Source organism: Paenibacillus jilunlii (genome assembly GCF_900102965.1).
Classification (GTDB): domain Bacteria; phylum Bacillota; class Bacilli; order Paenibacillales; family Paenibacillaceae; genus Paenibacillus_AQ; species Paenibacillus_AQ jilunlii.
This window is the reverse complement of record NZ_FNGM01000001.1, coordinates 795,366-818,974: the sequence shown is the minus strand read 5'-3', so window position 1 is coordinate 818,974 and position 23,609 is coordinate 795,366. Positions and strand designations below refer to the sequence as shown.

The following is a 23,609-nucleotide window of genomic DNA, read 5'->3' as shown; positions in this document are numbered from 1 at the left end:
AGCTTTTTGAAGAATAATAACGTTGCCGCCTATTTCCTGCACGAAATAACGGCTGAACCTGAACTATTCTCAGAAGATTTGGAAACAAGTCGATATGGCCGGCTAAGAGCGAGCGCCCGATTCATCCTACTCTGAAAATGTTTTCCGAAGCGAAACGTTGACTCTGTGTTGACTTCGGGGCACAAAAATACATCGCTGATGCTTATAAGCCGTTTGGCGATGTATTCAATAATTACGAACATTCCCTTCACAGCTAACCCAGTCACTCCAGCCTCTTATCCCTGCAGTCGCCGAACGCACAGCTTCGTACCATCGTTAAATCTCTTTTCAAGGCTTAATTAGAGCTTTTAGTTAGTTACGGATTAAAAAATAGTATATTATACGAATAGCATATAAGTGTCCCGTTTTTGTTTCGAATTTCAATGGAAAGTAGTGTACAGCATGAATCTCTCATCGGTAAACAGCAGATATTCTGCTCAGAGAATCGTTCGCTTCAACCGGAAAAAAGGATACCTTATCCCAGTGGCTCGCGGCCTCAGATGCAAGTATTTGCGTGTTGCAGCATATCGGAAGGTGGTGGCGATGAATGATCAGTAAGGATGGCATACCGCCTGCGGGAACATTCGGACAGATTGACCAAATGTGGTTCAGGCTTCGAAGCATCACACAGAACAACAATCCCAAGGGAGAGTGGTCACTTCGGCTGCAATTTCTTGAATCGCATTTGCTCCTGATTCCAATATTTGGCCGTGGTTGGATAACGGTAGATGGAAAATATGCTGAACTCAGAGCGGGATTTGTTTTTGTTTGCCTGCCAGGGCAGTTGATCGAAGCCCGTCTAGAGGGTTCAGGAGACCAGAGGTTATACATTCTCCGGTTTGATGTATTTGGTCGGCGTGATCTGTCTGAAGATCAGGAACAGGCAAGCTCATCGGAGCTTCATATCCCCTTCCCCATGGAAGGAGAAGCAGCGATTGCATCAACTATTACTTACAGCAAACACTGTGAGGCCATCGCCGCTTCCATGGGAAACATAAACCCCTTGCAGCGGTTGCATGCCCAGAGCGGATTCTATGAGCTGCTGTATAGTCTGCTGAGCGATGCCAGCCAGTTGCAGCTGAGCGATACAGACGCTGTGATGGAGCGGGTCAAGACATATATAGAGCAACACTACCGCGAAGAGCTCTCCATCCGTCTGCTGGCAGGCGAGGCAGGCACCAGCGAAAGGCATTTCATCAGACTGTTCAAGCAGAAATACGGTATCAGCGCGATTGAATACCTGACCGAATACCGGATCAGACAAGCAAGGAGCCTTATGCTGCCGCAAACGAATTATGAATTAAAGGATATCGCCGCTTACGTCGGTTATAAGGACATCCCATATTTCCGGCGCAAATTCAAGCAAATTACCGGTGTTGCTCCGGCAACATTCATGCGAAATGCCAAGCTGAAAATTGTTGCTTACCACGGCAGCCTGATTGGGGCACTGCTTACTCTGAATATTATTCCCTGCGCAGCTCCGGCTGACCATCCTTGGACTGAATATTACCGCCGTAAATATGAGCCTGGTGCGGTACTTCCTCTTGCCCAGGATGACGATACCAGAATACAGCAGCTCGCCCACCTCCATCCTGATTTTATTCTGGGGCTGGAGCAATCGCTAAGTCCGGACATACAGCAGCAGCTTCAAGAGCTTGCACCCACTTATCTCGTGTCCTGGCTCCGAATGGATTGGCGGACGCAATTAAGATTCATCGGAAAATGCCTCAACAGGGCAAAGGAAACGGCAGCATGGTTAGAAAAATATGAGCGCAAAGCCGAGGCTGTCCGGGCGGACTTAGATCATGAACTCGCCAAGGACAAGCTTCTTATTGCCCGAATATCCGGTCAAAAGATTACCGTGTTGTCTAATCGAAGCTTGGGTGAAGTGCTCTACGATGATCTGCATCTGCTCCCGGCGTCCGTTGTTAACCGCAAGCTTAGCCATCAGACATTGACGCTGGAAGAGCTGAGGTCTGCGGATGCGGACAGGCTCCTGTTGATTGTGGATGAGGATGTCCACTCGCAGGCCGTTTGGTCTGATCTCCGAGACAAGGAGTCGTGGAAGCATCCTGATCCCGCCGGATATTCGCGTATTGACCATCTCCCTCCCTTCCCGTGGACAGAGTATACATCGTTCACTCAGGAGCTGATTCTCGATCTGGCGTTGTCTCTTTGGCGTAATCGAACATAAAATATTGGCGAGATTGTCAATAGTCGGATCTGAAAGATTGTTTTATACTCCTAACAGTGATATTGATTCTCACTCGCAAGTGAGATTTAAGGTATCGAAAATCAGGAGGTTACATAATAAATGATACAGATAAGAACAGGAATGGCGTTCTGTATGGCTATTGTGCTGGTATTAGTAATGGCAGCTTGCTCAAATAACAGTGGACAGGCCAAGATTGCCGCCACAGCTGAAGCGGACATTCGTGTAGTAAAAAGTGAAAAAGGCGAGATTAAGATCCCTGCCAATCCAACCAAAGTCATCGGACTCTCCGTAGTCTATCCGGAGTTTCTGCAAGCATTGGGCGTTACACCCATAGCAGTACAGAACTATCATACGGATCTACCAACCTATCTGCGAGAACCGCTCAAGGATACACTTAAAATGGGCATTGCAGAAACCCCAAATTTTGAAATGATATTGGCCTCTGAACCAGATCTTATCCTTGCTCCCGTCTGGTGGTCTGACAAGGACTATGATCAGTTATCCGGGATCGCACCGACGGTTCTGCTGCCACAGCGCGATGACTGGCGTGATGAACTGAAGGATATAGGCGAGGTCCTGGGCAAGAAGGACATTGCAGAGAAGGTCATTCAAGATCTGGAAGCCCAGGAGGTTGAAGCCAAGCGGAAGCTTGATGATCTGGTTGGCAACGAAACCGTGTTGTATATGATGGTTATGCCTAACAGCCTCATCCTCTATGGGGATCAGATCGATCGCGGAAAGTTTATTCATACCACGCTTGGGCTGGAGATGATTCCGAACTTCCCCAAAGATCCGTCATTAACCATATCACTTGAGAAATTGCCCGAGTATAATCCCGACCACCTCATTATTCAGCTGAATAATGAGGACAATGCTGAGGTTAAGCAAACCTATGAAGATATGCTGGATAGTCCTCTGTGGAAGAACATGAATGCAGTCAAGAAGAATCAGGTGTATATGATGGCGGGCAAGGATTGGTTTAACGTGGGCATGTCTCCGCTGGCGAACCGCTATGCGATTGATTCGGTTCTCCAAGCCTTTGAGGGTAAATTGGAATAAAGGGGATTTAAGGATGTGCGAAACCGAAAAAATGCAATTGGGAGAACGTTTTTTCATCTATTCGGAGGCTGCGGAGAATGCAGTGGTTACTTTTTCGCTTACCGAATTAAGCCTTCCTGCAAATGCTGAGCACTTGCTCAAAACTTATGCTTCCATGCTCGGAACAGATGACAAGCGTTTAGCAGCCGCCATCTTTTGCAGCTGGTACGCCGGAATTTGCGGGGCAAAATATGCACTGCTCACGGCTGCACACCCGATGGCTCATGCCTTGTGCCTGAGCAACATGTCTGTACAGCTCATCCGTACCGAGGGGTTCCCCGTATTCTCTTTCCATGTCCATGAAAATCGGGACGGCCTCTGCCACAAACATGTTTCCGGGAAAGTATTATTAGATGAGCTTGGTTTGTTCTATAAGAATGATGTTAGACCGATTATTCTTGCTCTTGCCAAAGCCGCACAGACTAAAGCAGTGATGCTATGGAAGCATATATATAATCAGCTATATACCTATATGGAAGAGGAAGCCCGGAACGCAGCAGGTGACAGCACCCGCAACCTTATCATCGAGCAATTCAAAGCTATGACCTGGGAACTCGAACCGGAGGTATTCGGACTTCCCGGTAATCCGTTCCGCATCATGCCCAAATTCAGAACGGACCGCAACCCTCCACACAACACTATATCTATTAAGGCGACCTGCTGTCTGGCCTATCAGCTCAGAGCGGATCATGGATACTGCAGTAGCTGTCCTATACTACCTCCGGAGTAAACGGAGAACAACGAATTCATAAGGGTGCAGATACAGATGCTGGTTGATATGGACAAGGTGCGCCAGGTTTCCGCAGAGACCGGGCATGTCCCGGGAGCTGGAGTGACTGGATTAGTTATGAGGAGAATCCGGTGGCGGCGGGGGAAGAGTAAAATCTGCGAGGGATTTAGATAAGTAGTTTTGTGGACTGAACCGGGGATGAGTAATATCCCGATTCAGTCCTCTTTGTTTTTTTTGCAAACAAGCTGCAAACTATCAATGTCAGATAAATTTTCCAGAGCTGCCGCCATTCCACTAATCTTTACCCTGTGAATTCTATTCCACGCTCAATACGTTTCATTAAATTGAATACTGCTGTCCTTCATCGTAGGATACGAACAGCATTCTACGTTGTACATCCATAAGCTTGCGAATTACCCAATTTGCGATCAAGGCAACTACAAATCCTGCTACGACATAAGAAATATATTGCTGAGATAATGTCCAGTCGATTTGGAACAAGGCAAACACACTATTCTCCAGAATATTCAAATCCATTGTTTGCAGAAAAATCTGATGGAGCGCAGGCAGTGTAATCAGGCCGAGTGCAGCCGCTACCACAGTTATCGTAATTGAAAAGAAAACAATGCTGGATACGAACCTGGCCATTATCAGCATGATGTTACGGGCAAACTTCCCGGCATGAAACCCTAACTTCATTCGTTGCAGGAAGCCCGCTCCCTCCACCTGCATATTCGATCGGTGTTCTTCACCGGGTCCAGGAATATCCAGCAACGATCTTACTAGCTCTTGCTCAAATTGTACGATGTAATCGATTCCCTTAGCTACTGCAAAAAATAAGGGGATTCCGATGAAAACAGGTGTTAACCCAATGGACAACGCCAGCCCTGTCACCATAAATACGAAATATACAATGGTTAGCGGCAAAGATATTATAAAATACATAATGCTCCGGAATACCTTGGGATTTGTTCCACCTTTGCGGGGTTTAGATTGTGATTGTGCTGGAATCTGCACCGATTCTAGCGCTCCAACCGGCATAGGATACACTTTATTGTTCATATTGTCCTTCCTCTCACGTTTTTCACTTAATCAGCATTATACTTGGTAAAGAGAAGGTTCAAAACAGTCTTCGGACTGGAGCCATACCAGACCAAAGGCTAGGATTTGTTTCGGTATTTGTCACGCTATCATATTTTATTGCCTAACGATCATTATCTATGTCATACAACTGGGTCAACCCTTGATATGTAACTTCAACACGTAAGTCTTCCTGTTTCAAAAAGGTCACTTTCCCTGATGGATCCACCTGACCAACCTCGGGATTCAGCACCTTGTATGAGGCTTCGGAGGAGACAGAATAATCCATTCCATTGTCCATGGTTGCTACCGGATTGAGGCGGAGATAAGATTCTCCCATCCCTGAAATTGACAAATAGTCGCTTACTTCCAGCTTGACCGCTTGACCGGGTGCTTTCCCGGCGAACATGATCAGTGGACTATGTACTCGTCTGGACCAGGAGATCTCGTTATGCTCACCAATAGGATCCATCTGAAAAAATAAATCCTGCCCATATTTAAATCCCTTCGACAAAAGTAAATCTACCAGTGGATCGATTACCATTTCTTCCTTAGCTCCCATGTCCAGCCAAATCTTCACATCCGGCTTTCCGGTTTCTTGCGCCCAAGCTTCATACGCTTGCCCGTTAGCTACCCATGTGGAGGCGGACAGCGCACCGATCATCGAGAAAGTCTCGGGATGGTGATAGCCCATCCAGAACGCCTGCACTCCGCCAAATGACGATCCCATGATCATCCGGTGGTCCCTGTCTGGGATCGTTCTGTATGTTGAATCCGCAAAGGGAATGACGGTTTCAATAAAATAGCGGGTAAATTTCTCCGCACCTGTCCCATCCGTAGGAATAGAATCATTGGGGAAAGGGACATACTCTTTCCCCCGGTCTGAGTCTTCGCCTGCATCGACTGCAATTACAATGACCTTCTCCATCTTGCCGTCTTTAACAAGCTGGTCTACCTTCTTGTCAACCAGCCACTCTTTATTAAAAGAACTGGTGCCGGTATTAAACACACTCCGCCCGTCGTTCATATACACTACAGGATAACGTTCTTCGCCGGTTTCATAACCAGGCGGCAGGTAAACAAAGATTCTCCGTTCCCCGAGCTTCTCTATGCTCACTGTACCTTTGGTTTCATCTGGAGCAGCATTTCCCTCCAGGGTTGGCGAAGGCTGAACAGCGGTTGGCTCCTGTTCTTTCATACAACCTGTGAGCGCTATCATTAATAATGCTATAAATCCCCAGCAACTGCACTTGTAAATCCAATTCTTGATCATCTAATCGCCTCCGCTTAATAGTTTAAAACGCTTTCATCAATTACAGAGTCTTCAATCCAATTTCATATCTCTTATTTTAGCGCAAACGATTTCATCTGCCTATTGTTTATCTTCACTCTGCTAACGCTCAGCGTCCGGTATACTTACCTGAAAGAGTTCAAGAGTAATCTCTGAAAGCAGTTTTAATGGTGATGCCAGTAGGAGCGGCTGGTAACCTCTCTTATTGAAAAGACACAGATTCCAAAATCTTATCCGTTTCAGCCTTTGACTCATCATTCTTTGACCTCAACAAAAAAACCCGCAAGAATATACAAAAGCCCGCGAGGACGCGGGCTCTTTGTGTTGGCCGTTGGACAGCGGTATCATTTCCCTGTTTCCGGCCGTTTCCTCTGTAATCATGCTGCTGACACTTTGGCGCTTATGCCCAAAATCCCGGACCAGTGAGCCAATCGTTCTATGATGGCAGGATTTGGATTTTCAGCCTTATCGAATGTAATGCTGGTGTTATACCCTTCATCCAGCCTTCTGTGGATTGGGTTAAGACCATCCTGGCGGCAGTGGGACTGATGATCAGCTCACCTTATCCGGAAGCTGCCGTGCAGAACGCCATCTACGATGATAATCGGGTCAAAGTCTTCTTCTGCTCGGCAGGCCTATCTTTTAACCGCTAAGCAATAATTCACATTATCGAACGCCGTGATCGGGTGGGCGGGCTGGCTGTCATTGTAGGCCTTAAACAGCTGAGCGGTAATCTGGTCTGGTGTCAAATGCTGATAGATCAAGAAGTTAACGTCTTCCAGCATGTGCTCCAGCTCCTTATAGGAATAGCTTGCCTGCATCGGCTCACCAGCGCGCGCGGCCAACATCACCTGCTTTTGTGTACGTTCTTCGGCGTAAGGAGTGAATGTATGCTCATCGGGATAATCAAAAACAATACTGCTGCCGCTAGGAAGCAGCTTCGTAAGGGTTGACAAGAAATGCTTAAATACATCTTTGGACAAGTAGTAGGTGATGCCCAAAAAGCTGCTGAAGCTAATTACACTCGGGTCAAAAGCATGGTAGTCAAGCAATCGTCTCTCCCAGTCCTGTTCGCTGAAATCTAATGAAATATAATGCAGATTGGACGGCTTAGCAGGGTTCAGAGCCAAGACGCGTCTGTGTTTGTCATCAGCTGTGGCTGGATGATCGAATTCAAAAATTTGCAGCTTTGTTGCCCATTCCGGCTGCCGGTAAGCAAAGGTATCATACCCAGCCGCAAATATCAAATATTGCCTTGCACCATGCATAACGGCGACCTCAAGGGCCTGTTCCGCAAATGCAGCCCTGCCAAGCGGTGACGGTGAGAGCTGGTAGTCAACGACTCTCCGCAGTGCCTGCTCCTGTGTACCTACAAATTCCGGCTGGAAGAACGCAATCCCTTGCGACATGCTGCCGGCAATCCCCTCGTATTCCTCCTTGGTCAACAATTGTCTGGCAAGCGAATCGTCAAAAACTTTGATCTGGTTATGCTGCGCATGATATGCCCTGGAGAACGCGCTGACGAGTGCAGTAACACTTTTATTTTTCATTATCCTTCACCTCATTTCAGTTGTACCATTCGGCTTGCATTTGAAACAATACTTGATTTTTATGTTATTTTATGGTATAATATAAGGTATAAATTTATAAAATTCACAATTTCGCCACATTGTAGGCGTTTTTTTATGTCTTTTAGAATGTCAACAGCAAAAAAGCGTAAGCAACCCTAGGGCTGCTTACGCTTTTTTGCTGTCAGAACATCCGGCTTCCAGTCGGTCTAATCCTCATGGGGACAGAGTAAACGGTCATGCTGGATTACAGCCCGCCACCCCTCCATTGTTTACATTTCGTGTAATGTCTATATACTTATAATTTAAGACAGTGACTTATTACATTCCGGAGATCAGCTCCGGCGAAGGAGGATCATTTTGAACACAATAATTAAAGTAGGCATTTCAGGGTATGGCAATTTGGGCAAAGGGGTACACCAGGCGATTGCACAAAATCCGGACATGGAGCTTGTGGCGATATTCACGCGCAGAGACCCGCAGCAGCTGGAAACTCCCCCTGGCATTCACTTTGAGCATATTTCTGCGGCAGGTCAATACATAGGCCGTATTGACGTAATGATCCTGTGTGGCGGTTCAGCAACCGACCTGCCGGAACAGACTCCTCAGCTGGCAGAAATGTTCAATACGGTTGACAGCTTTGATACGCATGCCAAAATTCCGGAATTTTTCCAATCTGTTCATCAGGCTGCTCTTGCAGGCGGACGCTTAAGTGTAATCTCAACAGGCTGGGACCCAGGCCTGTTCTCCATGAACCGGCTGCTGATGGAAGCGGTGCTGCCCGAAGGGCAGGAATATACTTTCTGGGGACCCGGTGTCAGCCAAGGCCACTCCGATGCGATTCGCCGCGTGCCGGGTGTGAAGGCTGGCGTTCAATACACCGTGCCGGTACAAACAGTAATTGACGGCATCCGGGCCGGAGACACTCCGAAGCTGGAAACCCGCCAGAAACACCGCAGAGAGTGTTTTGTTGTAGCGCAGGAAGACGCCGACCGGGAGCAAATCCGGGAAGCTATTGTGAACATGCCGAATTACTTCGCCGACTATGATACGACGGTAACCTTCATCACCCAAGAACAGCTGGATGCTGAGCATTCCGGTATGCCCCATGGCGGGTTTGTGATCCGCAGCGGTGCATCCGGCAATGGAAACAAACAAATCGCTGAATTCGGTCTGAAGCTGGAGAGCAATCCTGAGTTTACGGCCAGCGTTCTGGTTGCTTATGCTAGAGCAGCATTCCGATTAAGCCAGGAAGGTCAGCAGGGCGCTAAGACGGTATTCGATATTCCGCTCGGGTATTTATCACCCAAACCGGCAGAAGAGCTTCGCCGCGAGCTGCTGTAGGCTTTTGATGGTTTACATGCTTTTGATGAACAGGTCAAGCCCTCTTTTTGAGAACACCTGATAAACACAAATGACCCGCAGGAGTGACACTTCGATTGAGTAGAAGTGATACACCTGCGGGTCGTATTTTTGCAAATGGCTATGTACCTATAGGGCTTAGACGATTCCCTGAGCCAGCATGGCATCGGCAACTCGTAAGAATCCGGCAATATTCGCACCGGCAAGAAGGTTGCCGGGAACCTCATATTCTTCCGCGGCCTCTACTGCACTGCGGTATATATTTTTCATGATATGCTGGAGCTTCTCGTCAACCTCTTCAAACGTCCAGGCAATACGCATGCTGTTTTGGCTCATCTCCAGCGCTGAGACAGCCACTCCCCCCGCGTTAGCAGCTTTGGCCGGTGCAAACAACACAGCATTGTCAAGGAACAGCTGGATGGCTTGAAGTGTAGACGGCATGTTAGCTCCTTCACCGATCGCCTTAACTCCGTTATGGATCAGTTTCCGGGCAGCGTCTTCGTCCAGCTCATTCTGAGTGGCACAAGGAAGTGCGATATCGCAGGGCAGGTTCCAAATACCGGCGCAGCCTTCAAAATACTCCGCATGAGGATGTATCTTGACGTATTCGCTGATTCGGAGCTGCTGGATTTCCTTCAGCCTTTTTACCGTTTCCAGATTAATGCCCAGCGGGTCATGAATATATCCGCCCGAATCGCTGCAGGCTACAACAATCGCTCCCATCTGCTGTGCTTTCTCGATGGCATATATAGACACATTGCCTGAACCGGATACGACAACCCGGCTGTCCCGGAATCCAAGACCTTTTGCTGCCAGCATCTCTTGAACAAAATAGACGCAGCCGTAGCCCGTAGCCTCTTTCCGTGCCAAGCTTCCTCCGTACTGGAGACCTTTTCCGGTAAGCACACCCGCTTCATGCCCTCCGCGTATACGTTTGTATTGTCCAAACATGTATCCGATCTCGCGCGCACCGACACCGATATCGCCAGCAGGAACGTCGGCATCCGGGCCGATATGCCGGTAAAGCTCCGTCATGAAGCTTTGGGTAAAACGCATGATTTCCTGATCCGATTTACCCTTGGGATCGAAATCCGAGCCGCCTTTGCCGCCGCCGATGGACAAGCCGGTGAGTGCGTTTTTGAAGATCTGCTCGAAGCCCAGAAATTTAATGATCCCGGAATACACTGAGGGATGGAAACGGATGCCTCCTTTGTAGGGACCAATAGCGCTGTTGAACTGAATGCGAAACCCCCGGTTGACCTGTATGCTGCCGGAATCGTCCACCCATGGCACGCGGAAGGTTACGCTGCGTTCCGGCTCGACCAGACGTTCAAGAATACCATGCTCCCTGTAGCTGGGATGTCTGGCCAATACAGGAACGAGTGTATCCAGAATTTCTTTGACAGCTTGATGGAATTCCCGTTCATGAGGATCCCGGGTGATCACCTGATTATAAATCCCTTGCACATACTCAGCAGCCGCTGCTGATGATCCTGAAATAACAATTGACACTTCTTAACACTTCCTTTAACTAAGTTTTGACATGCTAATCATATTATTCACAAATATATAGAAAAATTTAATAAGAATTTTAAAGAGAATATTATAGAACCTTACATGATTTTGCCAATCAAATATTTTTTAACAGGCAATTAAATAATTCTATAAATCTAACACCCGATGTAAAGAAAGGAGTCTGGAAGGCTGATTCTCATTCAACATTCCAGAAAAGTTAATAGCAAAAAGCCCGCGTCCAGCGCGGGCTTTCTAGTTGAGCCAGTATAAGCACAAATCGTATTCCAATGCTGCCCGTGTTATTGAGCCGATTTGGCCAGGAATTCGTCGATTTGACGTTGAACCTCTGCGATGATTTTATCGATGCCTGCGGCCTTTACCTGCTTTTGAAGTGTTGCCAGCCCCTTGTCTACATCCTTGACTGAGCCGTATTCCAGCGGAATGCCGTATTGGAGCATCACATTGCCAACGTTCGCGACTTCTGTCTTCACCTTGCTGTTATCGAACACGAAGGTCTCCAGTGGATAGTGATACACTTCCCCTTCCCATTTATCGGTCAACGCGTTTGCTTCTTCCGGGAAGGAATCGTTGTCCCGGTTTAGTGGCGAGTTAAAGCCCCAGTTGGAAAATCCGGTGTAATTCGCGTTCTTTTCCGCGTTCGTGTACTTGTCGTCTCCGACCGGATTGTAATGAACAGCAGGGATGCCGTTCATGATCAGATCGTGCAGCTCCTTGTCGTTCTGAAGCAGATCGACCATCATCAGTGCCCGCTCGGGATTCTTGGAGGTAGAGTGAATAGCGATCCCGTTCTGCGTAGAGACAGCCACCGACTTCTTTTTGTCCGGTGTAACGTCAGCCAGTGCCAACTCATATGGCGAATTCTTTTCCCGCATGTCGGTTATCAATGCGCCAAGCGTGCCCAGATTGTGCGAAATCGACGCCGTCTTGCCTCCCCGGAACTCCTGCTGGTGGTCCAGCTTGCTGTTCAGCGCGCTCTTCGACCAGGCATTGTGATCGGCAAGGTCTTTATAATAGTAGACCAGTTCCTTAAATTCCGGCGTCTCGTACACATTGAATACTTTACCGGAGGGATCGGTCAGCTTGAAGCCTATCGGCAGATCGAAGTCGAGCATATTCCATTCGTTCTGCTGCTTCAGCAGGACACGGTCGAGATTGTGGAACTTCCAGTCTCCGGTCTCCGGTGTGAACGGAATGACACCCTTTTCCTTCTCGGCGATGGTTTTAAGATAGGCTGCGTAGGCTTCCGGACTGTTAATCTCCGGCAGGCTGTATTTCGTGCGAAGGTCCTCCCGGTAAAGTATCAGCTTCTCGACCGTTTCCCCGCGGTTCTGGGGCACCATATAGAGCTTGCCGTTCACCTTCGCCTGCCCCCAGCTTACTTCCGGCATCGCTTTCCAGGTCATCGGAGCGTACTTCTGCAGCATGTCTTCGGTCAGCTCCAAGAAACCGCCTTTGATGGCCTGATCGTTATAGCCTGCCCAGTTGGCGGCATAGATGAGGTCAAAATCCTCGTTGGCCGCGAATTTAAGCGGATATTTCTGCGCCCAATCCGACCAGTCGAGAAACTCGCTTTCCAGGGTGGCATTGATCTTCTCCTTCAGCTTCTTGTTGATTTCTCCGAACACTGTATCGTAGTCAACCGGCTTTGGCCCCACAAAAATCATCTTCAGCGTAACGGGCTGGGATGTATCCATTGTACCGGAATCTCCGGCTGCCTGCTTACTGTCTCCCGCCGCCTGAGTTGTGGCTGCCGAAGCCTCCGGCTCTGACTTGCTCCCAACGGCGCTGCCGTTATTGTTCCCGCACGCACTGAGCAGCGACAGCATAAGAATACCGGACAATAGTGTAAAATCTCTTTTCTTGTTCAACCGATTATCCCCCCAACGTTATATGTAATCGCTTTCAAGTATAGTATAAAGAAAATTTGCTGCACTTCTAATATAGTTCGTCAACGATTATACATACTTTTGCAACGACTTTTTTTACGGTGCAGGCTGACAATCACGTAATCTACGACTTGTCCGAAAGTTAGCATGAGTACATCCATGTGGCCACTTGAGGGGTATACAGGCAAAAAGCCCGCGCTGGACGCGGGCTTTGCCCTCTGGCTAAACCTATACCTGCAAAAGAATTCAAACCCCCAGGAAACTCTCTACAATGAACTTCAACTGTGCTTCTAGTGAAATCGGATCATTATAATAGGAGCCCTTCTCATCAATGAAGTAGACCTGTTTATTTTTCACCGCCGGGAGCGATTTCCAAACGCTGCTTCTATAGACGGCATTCGCATCTCCGTCATCCCATCCCCAATTGCTTGTGAAGATGTAATCTCCTGCATACTCAGGCAGCAACTCAAGCGATAAATTTCCGCCGAATCCCTCGCCGTCAATCAGTGTCTTCTGGATAATATCCGGGGCCTTTAGCCCAAAATCTCCGTAGAGGATCTCGCCGCCTCTTCCGCCCTTGTCTCCCCAGGCATAGATGCCTTTTGCATAAGGCTGAAGAATCGATACGGTTTTATCGCCGACAACCTTGGTGATTTGGGGCTTAACCTCAGCAATTTTGGCATTCCACTCCTCAATCCACTGCTGTGCCGCGTCTTCCTTGCCAGTGATTTTTCCAAATTCCAATAATAATTCCTGTGGAGTGCCTGCCCCATACTTAAGTCTGACTACTGGAGCGATTTGCGCCAGCTGCTCATATTGAGACTCTTCGATGTAATCAAAGGTGATGATCAGATCCGGGTCAAGCTCCAGAATAGCTTCTGCATTCGGCTCTGTGCCAATGTTGATGATATTGTCCAGGCGGCCTTCATGGAACGGATTTTTTAATGAAGCGTCAGCTGCAGCAACCGGTTTGACATCCAACACGAGCAGATTACCAATCGCACTTCCAGTCAGATCAATAATCCGCTCTGGATTCATCGGAATCGTTACTTCACCTTTGCTGTCCACATAGGTCTTCGTGGCTGCAGCAGCATTCCCTGTGTTAGAGCTTTCTTTGACTGCGCCTGCTTCCTGATTGATTGTACTCGCTGCCTGGGTGCTATTGCCGTCTGTACCGCGGTTTGCCGGATTCGGCGTATTGGAGCATGCACCAATCAACAATGTAAAACATAACATTAACGCCGCTGCGGCAATCGACGCCGGCTTCGTTCCTCTTTTCACTGGTAATCCCCCTCTTCGGCGTAAATGATAATAATTCTCATTGCTTTTGATACTATAGCACTGGGAATTATCCGCTACAAGGGCAGATTTCGGATGATACACAGGCGATTCTCGTACAGATCCTTCTCCCCCAAATTGCAATTTGAATTGTGCCGGAGGCAGTCCGTAATGCTTTTTAAAATTCCGGCTGAAGGTATGCGCATCAAGATACCCTACCCGCTCAGCCAGCTCCTGCAGGGGATAATTACTGTGCAATAAAAAGTTCGCGGCAGCCTCCATACGGATTTGTGTTAATACACGAATCGGGCTTTCATTCATCCGGCTCTTGAACAGCTTGCTTAAATAACTGACACTGCAGTCAAACAGCTCGGCCAAAGTTTCAAGCGTGACCGGCTCCATATAGTGCTCCTGCATATAACGAAGCACCTGGGCCAGCAAATCAGGCGGGACCGGTGCAAGTCCTTGATGCTGCATCTGCCATAACAGCTCATGAATGAATTGAAGGAACAGCGTCCTTGCATGTAAAGAATGCAGCGGATCGAATGTCATCCAGTCCTCATACATTTGCTCCAGCCTGCCCAGCAGCGGCAAAGGATACAGCGGATCGAAGCTATATTGGCACTTAAACGGATCATCCTGTTCAAGCTGCTGCAGCAGTTTGCTGGACGAGGGCAGCAGCAGAACCGCCTTGTACAGGACAAGAAAATATTCAAATGATTCCTCTGCCTTAATATGAAGAACGGCACCACGGCCGCCATGCATAATCTGGTTCCTTCCCAATGTGAGCCGCATATCATCCATCTGCACACTGGCATGTCCCTGCTGAGCGTATACAAAAGCGCTGGACGGCAGCCGGTAGAGTGGGATTTCAGATCCCGGCTCCAGCCTACTGCTGCGGATATCCAGCACTTTAATTGACGCATGGTTCCATAGCTTAATATGATCGTTCAGTGTCATCTCAGCACTCCGTTTATCAGTTATTACTCCAAGTATAATTGATAAACGTTCTCATTCACAAGAGTCATCCGCAAATCCTCCGGACGGACTTCGAATAAGCTGTTTCTGCTGGAGTGCATTATGGTAATATAGAATCAATTATGGTTTAGGAGGCGTTTCAAATGAAAACTACAGTGAACTTAGGGCAAACATATAAGGGGCTTGGCGCATAATTGCCCTTAAACTGCGCGCTTCCCCATCCGAAAGGGGAAAAAACGTTGTGAAGCAATATATCATGCAGCAGTTCGAATATCATGTATGGGCAAACCGCAAGGTTTGCGGATATTTACAGGAGCTGACTGAAGAGGTATACCAAAAGAACATTGTTAGTGTATTTCCGACCATCTATGATGCTATGGTTCATATTTATGTGATCGATCATGGCTGGCTGTCATTCTTCAGAGCCGGTGGTGTTACTGACATGTCGGCTGAATATTTATCGCAGTTAAAAGACAATATTGATTCCTTAGTGGCAGCAACAAAAGGAAAACGCATAGAAGAGCTGTGGCAAATGATGGATAATCTGGCGGAACAGTTCCGGATATTCATTCGTGAGCTGGAGGACATCGAAGTCATTTATCCGTCCGGGGCTTTTCAAGGCAGATGCCTGGATTATATCCAGCACATGGTTAACCACGGAACTTACCACCGGGGAAATGTAACAGCCATGCTCCGGCAAATGGGGCATCCTGGAACGCCTACAGACTATGGCTTTTACCTGTACACGTTAAGTCAGTAATTCGTTTGGATCTGAAAGGTCTGGAACATCATTGTTCCAGGCTTTTTTAGCTCTTCATTAATCCCCCTTTTCTGTCGATAAATTTAGAATACACATGGAAAAGTATGGAGGAGCATATGAACAATAACCGCAGAACCGAACCTTTTCGATATACCCTTAAAGAACCTGCCACCTTTGATCTTCATATCCTTACTATTAACGGAATTCCGGTTCCTCCGAAACCCGTCAGTGCCGTACTGTATGACATTAGCCGTTCGGGATGCCATTTGGCGTTTCCACTAAATGTTAATCCTGAAACTAACCTGGTACGTGTCGGCATGGAGATGGTCCTTTCCTCAGAGTCTATGTACATAGAAGGAACGTTGAAATGGAACAGAGAGCAGGATGGCACTTTTCATTACGGTACCCAATTGGATATTCCTGAAGAAGACCGTGATCGTCTGCCAAGTGTACTGCGCAGGTTAGCCGGGGAAGGAAAGATACTGGTTCGTTGAACATCAGCAAAAAAAAGGAGCATTCCTCATTGGGAGTACTCCTTTTTTCATTTTTATTTAAACGATAGTGATTCCAAGATCTTATCCGTTTCAGCCTTCGACTTATCATCTACGTAGGTAAGAATAAGGTTGAATGCATACCCGTCAATAATCGTGCTGTAATATTCTTGGTTGACTACCCCAGCTCCAGCATCGATTGAAGCCTTCATCAGGTCCATATCTTTACCGCCGACTTTAACCGTCTTGATATCTTCGAATTTATACGGAAGCTTGCTGTCTACCATCAGCTTTTTCGAAGATTCCAGATAGTCCTTGCCAGTTTTAATACCTTGGAGCATACTTACTTTCTCGGCAACAGCGATAGCAGAAGGCCCGTTTTTACCTGAGTCTAACGGAAATTCCGAAGCCATCAGCAGGTTAAGGGTTTTAGTCTTCGCCAGATCAAGCATTTTTTTCTTGGCTTTATTGTCTCCGGCAACAACTTCCTGACCTGCCTCCATAAGCTTCATCATTTGGTCTGCGTTCTGATATACCCATTCTTTGGGGAACTTAAGGGACAAACCGAAATAGTCATTCGTATAAGAACCACTTTCAGTCACACCTAAGCTGACCTCTTTGTCTTTTCCTCCGCATGCTGTAACTAACATCAACATTAACAGCATTGCCATTGATAACAAACCAATTCTCTTCTTCATAATACCCTCCTGATGATTCTCTCTTTGTAAACACCAGAAAAGTTTAACATGTAATGTTATCATTTCCACCTATATAAAACTATAGGGAAGCTACAACAAAAACATCCGGGTTGCCACTGAAACCGCTTCTGAACTGGACTGAACCCCTAATTTTTCAAAAATGATTTTTTTATGGTGGTTGACTGTACACTCTTTTATTTTTAATTTGGAGGCAATCGCTTTTCCTGTCAGTCCTTGAGAAATCAGTTCAAGAACTAGTAATTGCCGCTCGCTCAGCGGCTTGGAAAGCTGGTCAGCAGCCTGGTTAGCGAGTTGGCCTTGGTAACTGATCATCATATCAGCCGGAATCAGCTTGGCGATAGCTATCAGCTCACTTTTCATATCCGCATTAATCGTTGAAACATCAAGGTAACCTAACGTTTCATTCCCAACATTTAATGGGACCGAAAAACAATGCCAATTTTGAAAAAATGGGCTTTCATGGTCTTCAGGCGGTAAATATACAGGACAGCCTTTTGCAATGGCCTCTGATATCGCATTAACACCACAACTATTTTCTGAAAAATACATTCCCAAACGAATTGGAGACCGGCTTACAACGGCATCCAGATTACGGCTGTAATCCATCGCAAGCAGAACCCCCTCCTGATCTGTAAGCAGAAATAAAAATGTACCGGAAAGATGACCCTTAATATTGAATATACAGTCCTTGAAAACTTCAATTAACAGTTGATTCGGAGCGCTTTTTTGGTTAGATTGCTGCATATCCGATAACAAGTAGTCTTCTTTATCAAGCCGGCTAGATGTATCGATGGTTGTACTCATTACTATGTATTTCTCCTTCCATTAAAACTGACCCACATTCTGGTGAATTTTCTATACTTATCGGATCAAATCATGGAAAAATTGAATTTTATGAATGTTGCTTTGTACATCTATAACTTTGAACATGCGACTTTTGGCATATCCAGCTTCTCCGGCAGACTCCTTTAGTCTCCAACCGGGAATTATCCGCCCGCATATCGGGTCATTAAGTCCATGAAATAAGTTCCAGAAATCCCGGATTTCTATTAGACATTACTTTTAGACTATTTTTTCTCAACCACTGAACTGTCATCGCAAAAAGCGTATGCCCCGGTTGTCTTCACAGCAGCACCACGGAATTGACCGCCCCCCGTGCGCATTGCACCAGTGTTTCATACAACCGGGCGGACAGTATATTATACTCCTGCTCCCGTTGATGCGAGTAGGCCGAATACGGGGGACTGTCATTCCAGGAGCCCATGCCCCCGAATACCCAGGATTTGTAGACCGCGTTCAGCAGAGAACGCGCCTGATCCTTGTAGACAGCCGGTAAATGGAACGGCAGCTGAGCTGCGGGAGCTTTTCCCTTCAACATCTCCCTGGCAGGCTCAAAAAAATTGTTCGTCCAGAAACTCTCCTCAATCCCATCAGCCAATTCCCCAATCTCACGGAGCGCTTCTTCCAAATGCGCTGATAAATCAGCCAAAGGAAGGAACTCGCGGGAACCTTTCTGTCCGTCAGCAATCTTCTGTTCGGTATAGGTAACTTTCCATTTCGTATGCGAGCGGTACTGATCCATCCGCCACTCAGCCTTCCAGAGGGATTCCCCGCAGGCTCCTAGTGAGGTAACTCCATCCGGTGCTCCATTGCCGCTAAATCCGCTGCTTTTCCAGGCGATTGCTGAAGCCTTACCGTTTAACATCAGACGCTGACAGCCGTTGGATTTCAGTTCTGCAAGCCACTCCGTCCAGTTCCAGCTCTGCCCGCCTCCTTCCGCGATGAAGCGCACATCTAAAAAACTGGTATGCTCCAATTCACTATTGGAGGTATCCGTGCCACTAATCAGATTTCCATTGCCCAATGCTGTTATTAATAACAGCTGATGCAGCTCTCCATTCATATATCTTTCCCCTTTTTTCGCCGCAGCCAACACGTTCTAAATATAGGCTTTGTAGTAGACCTTCATCCAAAACTTTCATCACAACAAACATATAATACTAGCAAAAGGAGGAATAACCAATGAAAAAGGAAGTTCAAATCTCCCAGACCTATCCCCGCCTGACTGTATATAGTGAAGAAAATTATCGGGGCCGGAGCAGAATCTATACGGGTAATCTGGGGATCCGCAACACCGATTCCATTCTGGACGGCATTGAAAGCCTGCGTTTTTTCTCTACCAGCAGCAACGCCACACTGGTCCTCTTCACCCGCACTCGCTTCCGGGGCAGCTTCCGGATTCTGCGCGGCAACCGAAATATCCGTGATCTGGATGATTATATCAACGGCAACGACGTCGAGTCGATCATTTCGACCAATCAGCGCCTGACGTTAACCCAAGTCCGCAACATCCGGGACACAGGGAACCTGCCTGCCGGGTACCGCTTGATCTGAAACTTTTGGCGGATACTGCATAATACCAAAGGCACCGGAGCCGGGCTCTGGTGTTTTTTAACGATCAGGCCTCTGAATTGGTTATGCGCAGCATCGAGCAGCACATCAGCTTTTGCAGGATACCAATAATTTCCTATATACTACAGCTGTATTTCTCCACGTTCCGTACACAGCCGGTTGAATGAATCAGCCGCAAGCGTGCACTCCTCATAATCCAAATTGCCGGAATGCGCTACAAGAATGGGATATTCTCCGCCTTCCTGGGGTTTCCTCATATCAAAAATGTAGTGATTCCCGCTGCCATTCATGGCAAAGGAAACACTGCCGGGCATATACTCAGCGAATTCATACGCCAGATTCATTTCTCTCAGGGTTCTGGTGCTAAAAAATTGAAAATATCTCTCGCCATTCTGAAACTCTCCGCCATTCGAAAAGCTTAGGAAATCCAGATAGCTCTGGGGAAAATCCAACTGCGGGAACGACCAGCCGGATGGTTCAAGCGGTTTATACTGGCTATAAAAAGGTGAATTCTTGTGGAAGGGATTACGCTGCCTGTCTCTGATTTCTTTCATTTCCTGTTCTGTTAAGCTGCGGTTCCAGGTTTCTATGAAGCTGGCGATTTCATCAGAGTCTGCCCCTGGCATTCTGGCGAACTCATATTCAAAGATGGTGTTCCACATCTTAATGCCTCCTTTAGACGTTCTATTAAACGTTTTTAACCCGTTTGTGTTTAGTATTAATAGAAACATACTTAATCAGCATATCACTTTCATTCCAGCATAAACAGCGCGCACCAGACTAATCAGGTACGCGCTGTTTATGCTGTATATGAGCAATACTTTTCCTAGAGTAAGGCTACGCCTGAGAAGCTTCAGTGTCTGCCATCCGCCACCGGAGCTTATACAGCTCGGGCAGCATTACGCCCAGCAGCACCAGGACAACCCCGACCCACTGCAGCCCGCTGACCTGCTCATGCAATACGAATGAGGACAGCAGTACGGCAACCGGCAGCTCAGCGGCACCGAGAATGCCCGCCATACCCCCGCCGATATGCGGGACCCCAATCGCAAACAAAACCGGGGGAATAAATGCTCCGAACAACCCCAGCAAGAACCCAAACAGCAGCAGCTGCCCCCACAAAAGGCCGTTAAAGAGGAAGTACGGCGGGAAGAGAATGCATAACAGCAGCAGGCCGCCGGTAACCATCCAGGCACTCCGGTATGCCGGATGCGCGGAAGGAACGGCTTTGCCGCTGAAGATAATGAACATGGAATAGCTGACCGCAGACAACAGCCCCAGCGACAGCCCAAGAACATTGAAATGCGACGCGCCTTTGTCTATGATTCCTGCCGCGAGCAGGGTTCCGCCAAAGAGCAGCAGCAAGGTCAGCAGCGTCACCTTGTCGGGGCGCTGGCGTTTGCTGATGGCCTGAATCAGCACGCTGATCCAGGTGAACTGGAACAGCAGAATGATGGCCAGAGAAGCCGGAATGTAACGCAGTGACTGGTAATAGACCAAGCCTGTTACCACCGTTGGCGCTCCCGCCAGCATAAGCAGAATTCTCTGCTTCCAGGTAAGAGCCGGTGATGCCTGCCGGGCAGCAGCTGGCGAGACGCCTTGGCTGCGTTGTTGGCGCGTCTGTCTAATTTTTGTATATAAAGCCAGCAGCCAGGCCAGAATACAGCCGGTCAACAGCTGCGTTCCGACCACTTCCCCAAGCTGATAGCCCTCTCCGTATGCCAAGACGACGATTGTGGACAGGATGCCATAGCTCATGGCGCCTACTAATACAGATAACAAATATTTCAAGTCTTTCATTCATTTATGCCTCCTGAATCTGTTAAATAGGCCGTTACACGCAAATAATCCTAACTCCGGGGACGAGGACCTTAGAACACGATCCTTGTCATCGTAGTTAGGAAGAATAGGCTTCCTGTAGAAACCCTCGCCCTGTTGATGCCTGATGGCTGCGAGGTTATACGAGAACAGTATGTAATTGTACGCATGACGACTGTTCATATGTTACATGGCAAGTAAGCTGCTGTCAACCTTTTATTTCTTTAAATTTGTGTATTTTGATTTAGAAGCTCTAATAGCTTCCCCAGCTCGTTAAAAGCCTGCAGCTCATCGCGCACCGGATTTATTGCTGCAATCAGGCCCTCTGTCACCGGACCACCGTTAAACAAATGACGGACAGGCTCAAGCGGCAATGGCTGAAGCCCGCTGAAATAGTCATTCGCCCATTCTATGTAGTCTTCTGGCGTCTCATTAAGGTAGCCCAGCAGGAAATCAGTTCCCCCGCTCTCCGCTTCCTTATTGTCCAGTTCTCCCCATTCCCCGCACATCCATACCGGCTTCCCGTTCTCCTGCCACAGACAAAAGGTTACTTCCTCTGCTTCAAGTGTATCACCGCTGCTGTGCAGAACTGATTGCAGATTGTCTGGCAATCCCTCATACATCCCAGGCCAAACCTCATATTCATCCCGCGCGTGCGGACTGAGTGGAGATTCATGGTCAAAACCTTTCAGCACGCAGCCATCCGCCGTAAACAGCACGTAGAGATGATCTCCAGCTCCATTCTCGACAATGCCAAGCTGCACCCCCGGCCGAAAGTCAGGGTCGTAACGATGCACGCGCAGCCACTCCTCCCCGCAGCAAATAATATCCAGCACCGCCAGCAGAATCATCTGTCTGCGCAGAGTTTCCGGTTCAGGCAGCTTCATAAGTGTCCAAGGCTTCATTATATCTTCTCCCCGTTCATAGTTACGTTTCCTAATCATATACGATTGCTATAATTGAACTTGCTGATCTTAGCTCGCGATTATACAAGTCATACACTAAGCACTTCCTGTCTATGCCTAATCAATGGGTCGCAACCGCCAGCTTTTGCCCATCCTTGGAAGGGTAAGGCCGCTGATTGTGCTTCCAAAGACTGGAGCGGGGTAATGCGCTGGGCCCATCCATTTGAGTCTGCGAATCTAACATGATAAACTAGTTCCCGACCACATTCTGGGAGGGAAATCATATGAGCGAAGAAGAATTGAATGCAGACGGCTGGGCGGCCATAGATGAAGCCCTGGAGCTGCTCTATGGAGAACAGGAGCAGAAGCATTACGGAACCGCTATACCCTACATGCTTGGTGGACCCGATCCGCTGAATGGAATCAGCGTATATGAAGTACGGGAACCCCTTCCGCATTGGCATTTTGTTACCTATGGATTCTCGGAGCTCTATGAAAAAGAGTCGGAAGATCCTGAGCACAGCGGCTACGGCTTTGAGCTGACCTTCCGGCTGTTCAAGCCCGCTACCGAGACTGAGCCTCCAGCCTGGGCGCTGAATCTGCTGCAGAACCTGGGCCGTTATGTGTTTAACAGCGGCAATGTGTTCCGTTCCGGAGATTACATGGATGCCAATGGCCCCATTGCCCTTGAAGCGGATACGCTGCTGACCGCGCTGGCTTTTATTGCAGACCCGCTGCTGCCGGCAATAGGCACTCCTAACGGCCGGGTAGAGTTCATACAACTGGTGGGCATTACTAACGACGAACTGCTGGCTATGCAGGTCTGGAACACCCTTGGCGTTCTGGCAGAAATGACGGAACATCTGCCGCTCTATATGACCGATCTGCAGCGGGATTCCCTGCTGAAACTGCCGGCAATCGCTGAGGCTGTACGGCTGGGCAGTGAGAGCGAAGGTTCCAACACGGGGGCCTTGTATGTGGACCAGTTAGCTTGGGAGAACCCGGCAGACGGTTCTGTCCATACCTTGCAGCTGGGAGCCAAGCAAGCCGAAATCGCCGGAAAACTGCTGCGGGGCAGACTGCTTAAGGGGCGCACTCTAACCTTGGCCGGTCCAGAGATCTCCGTCAGCTTTGAGACTGGCGACACTCCCGGCTTCGAAATCCGCGGAGAACTGATCATCCTTAAGCTGGATGAGGCTGCCGGGACAGCACTTTCAGAAATTTTCCGGCCGTCAGCGGGATTGTATTCACTTCCCGGCTGGCCGGAGCTCGCAGTACGGATCGTCCCTACGCATATCACTGACAATGAAGGAACAATCGTCAAGACGATTGGCTGAGCAGGTTGATAGGGCTCTTTAGTATAATGGACCGATTCTTGGCTTACAATTAAGCTAAGTTTATTAGTAAATTTGATCTCTGCTCTCCCTCACCCGGGAGAGCTTC

The 23,609-nt window shown here is 48.1% G+C and carries 20 protein-coding genes; 8 read left to right on the top strand and 12 right to left on the bottom strand.

Going from position 1 to position 23,609, the window contains the following annotated elements; translation table 11 throughout:
* The first annotated feature begins 586 nt into the window (after window positions 1-586).
* From BLQ82_RS03875 to BLQ82_RS03865, 3 genes are all read left to right on the top strand, one after another.
* Window positions 587-2,233 carry an AraC family transcriptional regulator gene (locus tag BLQ82_RS03875; RefSeq protein ID WP_062527857.1) on the top strand — a complete coding sequence of 549 codons (1,647 nt, stop codon included), beginning with the start codon at window positions 587-589 and terminating at the stop codon, window positions 2,231-2,233.
* A 120-nt stretch (window positions 2,234-2,353) separates the two neighbouring features.
* Window positions 2,354-3,313, top strand: coding sequence for an ABC transporter substrate-binding protein (locus tag BLQ82_RS03870; protein ID WP_143013332.1), 960 nt, complete (start codon window positions 2,354-2,356; stop codon window positions 3,311-3,313).
* A 13-nt stretch (window positions 3,314-3,326) separates the two neighbouring features.
* Window positions 3,327-4,082, top strand: a complete 756-nt coding sequence (locus BLQ82_RS03865; protein ID WP_062527855.1) for a (2Fe-2S)-binding protein — start codon at window positions 3,327-3,329, stop codon at window positions 4,080-4,082.
* A 339-nt stretch (window positions 4,083-4,421) separates the two neighbouring features.
* Here the strand turns inward: BLQ82_RS03865 and BLQ82_RS03860 are convergent, their stop codons facing one another.
* From BLQ82_RS03860 to BLQ82_RS03850, 3 genes are all read right to left on the bottom strand, one after another.
* Window positions 4,422-5,144 (bottom strand): sensor domain-containing protein, encoded by a 723-nt coding sequence (locus tag BLQ82_RS03860; protein WP_062527853.1) that lies wholly within the window; start codon window positions 5,142-5,144, stop codon window positions 4,422-4,424.
* A 142-nt stretch (window positions 5,145-5,286) separates the two neighbouring features.
* Window positions 5,287-6,360 carry an alpha/beta hydrolase gene (locus BLQ82_RS03855; RefSeq protein WP_163704405.1) on the bottom strand — a complete coding sequence of 358 codons (1,074 nt, stop codon included), beginning with the start codon at window positions 6,358-6,360 and terminating at the stop codon, window positions 5,287-5,289.
* Window positions 6,361-7,088: 728 nt separating this feature from the next.
* On the bottom strand, window positions 7,089-8,003 hold the full coding sequence (locus tag BLQ82_RS03850) for a class I SAM-dependent methyltransferase (protein ID WP_062527850.1): 915 nt from the start codon (window positions 8,001-8,003) through the stop codon (window positions 7,089-7,091).
* A 378-nt stretch (window positions 8,004-8,381) separates the two neighbouring features.
* Here BLQ82_RS03850 and BLQ82_RS03845 point away from each other — a divergent pair, with 378 nt between their 5' ends.
* Window positions 8,382-9,365: a diaminopimelate dehydrogenase gene (locus BLQ82_RS03845; RefSeq protein WP_062527848.1), complete on the top strand. Its 984-nt coding sequence runs from the start codon at window positions 8,382-8,384 to the stop codon at window positions 9,363-9,365.
* A gap of 156 nt (window positions 9,366-9,521) precedes the next feature.
* On the opposite strand, the gene gdhA is transcribed toward BLQ82_RS03845, so the two are convergent.
* The 3 genes from gdhA to BLQ82_RS03830 form a co-directional block, all read right to left on the bottom strand.
* Window positions 9,522-10,895 carry an NADP-specific glutamate dehydrogenase gene (gdhA, locus tag BLQ82_RS03840; protein ID WP_062527846.1) on the bottom strand — a complete coding sequence of 458 codons (1,374 nt, stop codon included), beginning with the start codon at window positions 10,893-10,895 and terminating at the stop codon, window positions 9,522-9,524.
* Between the two features lie 302 nt (window positions 10,896-11,197).
* On the bottom strand, window positions 11,198-12,787 hold the full coding sequence (locus BLQ82_RS03835) for an ABC transporter substrate-binding protein (RefSeq protein WP_341874772.1): 1,590 nt from the start codon (window positions 12,785-12,787) through the stop codon (window positions 11,198-11,200).
* A gap of 264 nt (window positions 12,788-13,051) precedes the next feature.
* Window positions 13,052-15,043, bottom strand: a complete 1,992-nt coding sequence (locus BLQ82_RS03830) for an AraC family transcriptional regulator (RefSeq protein ID WP_062521699.1) — start codon at window positions 15,041-15,043, stop codon at window positions 13,052-13,054.
* A 259-nt stretch (window positions 15,044-15,302) separates the two neighbouring features.
* Between BLQ82_RS03830 and BLQ82_RS03825 the strand changes: the two genes are divergently transcribed.
* Window positions 15,303-15,821 carry a DinB family protein gene (locus BLQ82_RS03825; RefSeq protein ID WP_062521697.1) on the top strand — a complete coding sequence of 173 codons (519 nt, stop codon included), beginning with the start codon at window positions 15,303-15,305 and terminating at the stop codon, window positions 15,819-15,821.
* A 116-nt stretch (window positions 15,822-15,937) separates the two neighbouring features.
* Window positions 15,938-16,315: a PilZ domain-containing protein gene (locus BLQ82_RS03820; protein WP_062521696.1), complete on the top strand. Its 378-nt coding sequence runs from the start codon at window positions 15,938-15,940 to the stop codon at window positions 16,313-16,315.
* A 53-nt stretch (window positions 16,316-16,368) separates the two neighbouring features.
* Here the strand turns inward: BLQ82_RS03820 and BLQ82_RS03815 are convergent, their stop codons facing one another.
* From BLQ82_RS03815 to BLQ82_RS03805, 3 genes are all read right to left on the bottom strand, one after another.
* Window positions 16,369-17,010, bottom strand: a complete 642-nt coding sequence (locus tag BLQ82_RS03815) for a hypothetical protein (protein WP_244280684.1) — start codon at window positions 17,008-17,010, stop codon at window positions 16,369-16,371.
* 90 nt (window positions 17,011-17,100) lie between these two features.
* Window positions 17,101-17,835 carry a helix-turn-helix domain-containing protein gene (locus BLQ82_RS03810; RefSeq protein ID WP_062521694.1) on the bottom strand — a complete coding sequence of 245 codons (735 nt, stop codon included), beginning with the start codon at window positions 17,833-17,835 and terminating at the stop codon, window positions 17,101-17,103.
* Window positions 17,836-18,154: 319 nt separating this feature from the next.
* Complete coding sequence (locus BLQ82_RS03805) at window positions 18,155-18,934, bottom strand: hypothetical protein (protein ID WP_074647725.1); 780 nt, start codon at window positions 18,932-18,934, stop codon at window positions 18,155-18,157.
* Between the two features lie 119 nt (window positions 18,935-19,053).
* Here BLQ82_RS03805 and BLQ82_RS03800 point away from each other — a divergent pair, with 119 nt between their 5' ends.
* Window positions 19,054-19,425, top strand: coding sequence for a hypothetical protein (locus BLQ82_RS03800; RefSeq protein ID WP_062521692.1), 372 nt, complete (start codon window positions 19,054-19,056; stop codon window positions 19,423-19,425).
* Between the two features lie 140 nt (window positions 19,426-19,565).
* Here BLQ82_RS03800 and BLQ82_RS03795 read toward each other — a convergent pair whose 3' ends face one another.
* The 3 genes from BLQ82_RS03795 to BLQ82_RS03785 form a co-directional block, all read right to left on the bottom strand.
* Window positions 19,566-20,105, bottom strand: a complete 540-nt coding sequence (locus tag BLQ82_RS03795) for an SMI1/KNR4 family protein (protein ID WP_074647722.1) — start codon at window positions 20,103-20,105, stop codon at window positions 19,566-19,568.
* A gap of 175 nt (window positions 20,106-20,280) precedes the next feature.
* A complete protein-coding gene (locus tag BLQ82_RS03790) occupies window positions 20,281-21,243 on the bottom strand; it encodes an EamA family transporter (RefSeq protein ID WP_062521688.1) in 963 nt (320 codons plus the stop codon).
* Between the two features lie 242 nt (window positions 21,244-21,485).
* Window positions 21,486-22,166 carry a hypothetical protein gene (locus BLQ82_RS03785; RefSeq protein ID WP_062521687.1) on the bottom strand — a complete coding sequence of 227 codons (681 nt, stop codon included), beginning with the start codon at window positions 22,164-22,166 and terminating at the stop codon, window positions 21,486-21,488.
* A gap of 284 nt (window positions 22,167-22,450) precedes the next feature.
* On the opposite strand from BLQ82_RS03785, the gene BLQ82_RS03780 reads away from it, so the two are divergent.
* Complete coding sequence (locus BLQ82_RS03780) at window positions 22,451-23,503, top strand: suppressor of fused domain protein (protein WP_062521685.1); 1,053 nt, start codon at window positions 22,451-22,453, stop codon at window positions 23,501-23,503.
* The last annotated feature ends 106 nt before the right edge of the window (window positions 23,504-23,609 follow it).

Excerpts from the sequence above, each read along its gene's own strand:
- BLQ82_RS03850 (WP_062527850.1), bottom strand. The coding sequence starts at position 8,003 with ATGAAAAATAAAAGTGTTACTGCACTCGTCAGCGCGTTCTCCAGGGCA.
- BLQ82_RS03780 (WP_062521685.1), top strand. The coding sequence starts at position 22,451 with ATGAGCGAAGAAGAATTGAATGCAGACGGCTGGGCGGCCATAGATGAA.
- BLQ82_RS03795 (WP_074647722.1), bottom strand. The coding sequence starts at position 20,105 with ATGTGGAACACCATCTTTGAATATGAGTTCGCCAGAATGCCAGGGGCA.
- BLQ82_RS03805 (WP_074647725.1), bottom strand. The coding sequence starts at position 18,934 with ATGAATGGAGAGCTGCATCAGCTGTTATTAATAACAGCATTGGGCAAT.
- BLQ82_RS03865 (WP_062527855.1), top strand. The coding sequence starts at position 3,327 with ATGTGCGAAACCGAAAAAATGCAATTGGGAGAACGTTTTTTCATCTAT.
- BLQ82_RS03820 (WP_062521696.1), top strand. The coding sequence starts at position 15,938 with ATGAACAATAACCGCAGAACCGAACCTTTTCGATATACCCTTAAAGAA.
- BLQ82_RS03800 (WP_062521692.1), top strand. The coding sequence starts at position 19,054 with ATGAAAAAGGAAGTTCAAATCTCCCAGACCTATCCCCGCCTGACTGTA.
- BLQ82_RS03785 (WP_062521687.1), bottom strand. The coding sequence starts at position 22,166 with ATGAAGCCTTGGACACTTATGAAGCTGCCTGAACCGGAAACTCTGCGC.
- BLQ82_RS03870 (WP_143013332.1), top strand. The coding sequence starts at position 2,354 with ATGATACAGATAAGAACAGGAATGGCGTTCTGTATGGCTATTGTGCTG.
- BLQ82_RS03790 (WP_062521688.1), bottom strand. The coding sequence starts at position 21,243 with ATGAAAGACTTGAAATATTTGTTATCTGTATTAGTAGGCGCCATGAGC.
- BLQ82_RS03815 (WP_244280684.1), bottom strand. The coding sequence starts at position 17,010 with ATGAAGAAGAGAATTGGTTTGTTATCAATGGCAATGCTGTTAATGTTG.
- BLQ82_RS03875 (WP_062527857.1), top strand. The coding sequence starts at position 587 with ATGATCAGTAAGGATGGCATACCGCCTGCGGGAACATTCGGACAGATT.
- BLQ82_RS03860 (WP_062527853.1), bottom strand. The coding sequence starts at position 5,144 with ATGAACAATAAAGTGTATCCTATGCCGGTTGGAGCGCTAGAATCGGTG.
- BLQ82_RS03830 (WP_062521699.1), bottom strand. The coding sequence starts at position 15,043 with ATGACACTGAACGATCATATTAAGCTATGGAACCATGCGTCAATTAAA.
- BLQ82_RS03855 (WP_163704405.1), bottom strand. The coding sequence starts at position 6,360 with ATGAAAGAACAGGAGCCAACCGCTGTTCAGCCTTCGCCAACCCTGGAG.
- BLQ82_RS03810 (WP_062521694.1), bottom strand. The coding sequence starts at position 17,835 with ATGAGTACAACCATCGATACATCTAGCCGGCTTGATAAAGAAGACTAC.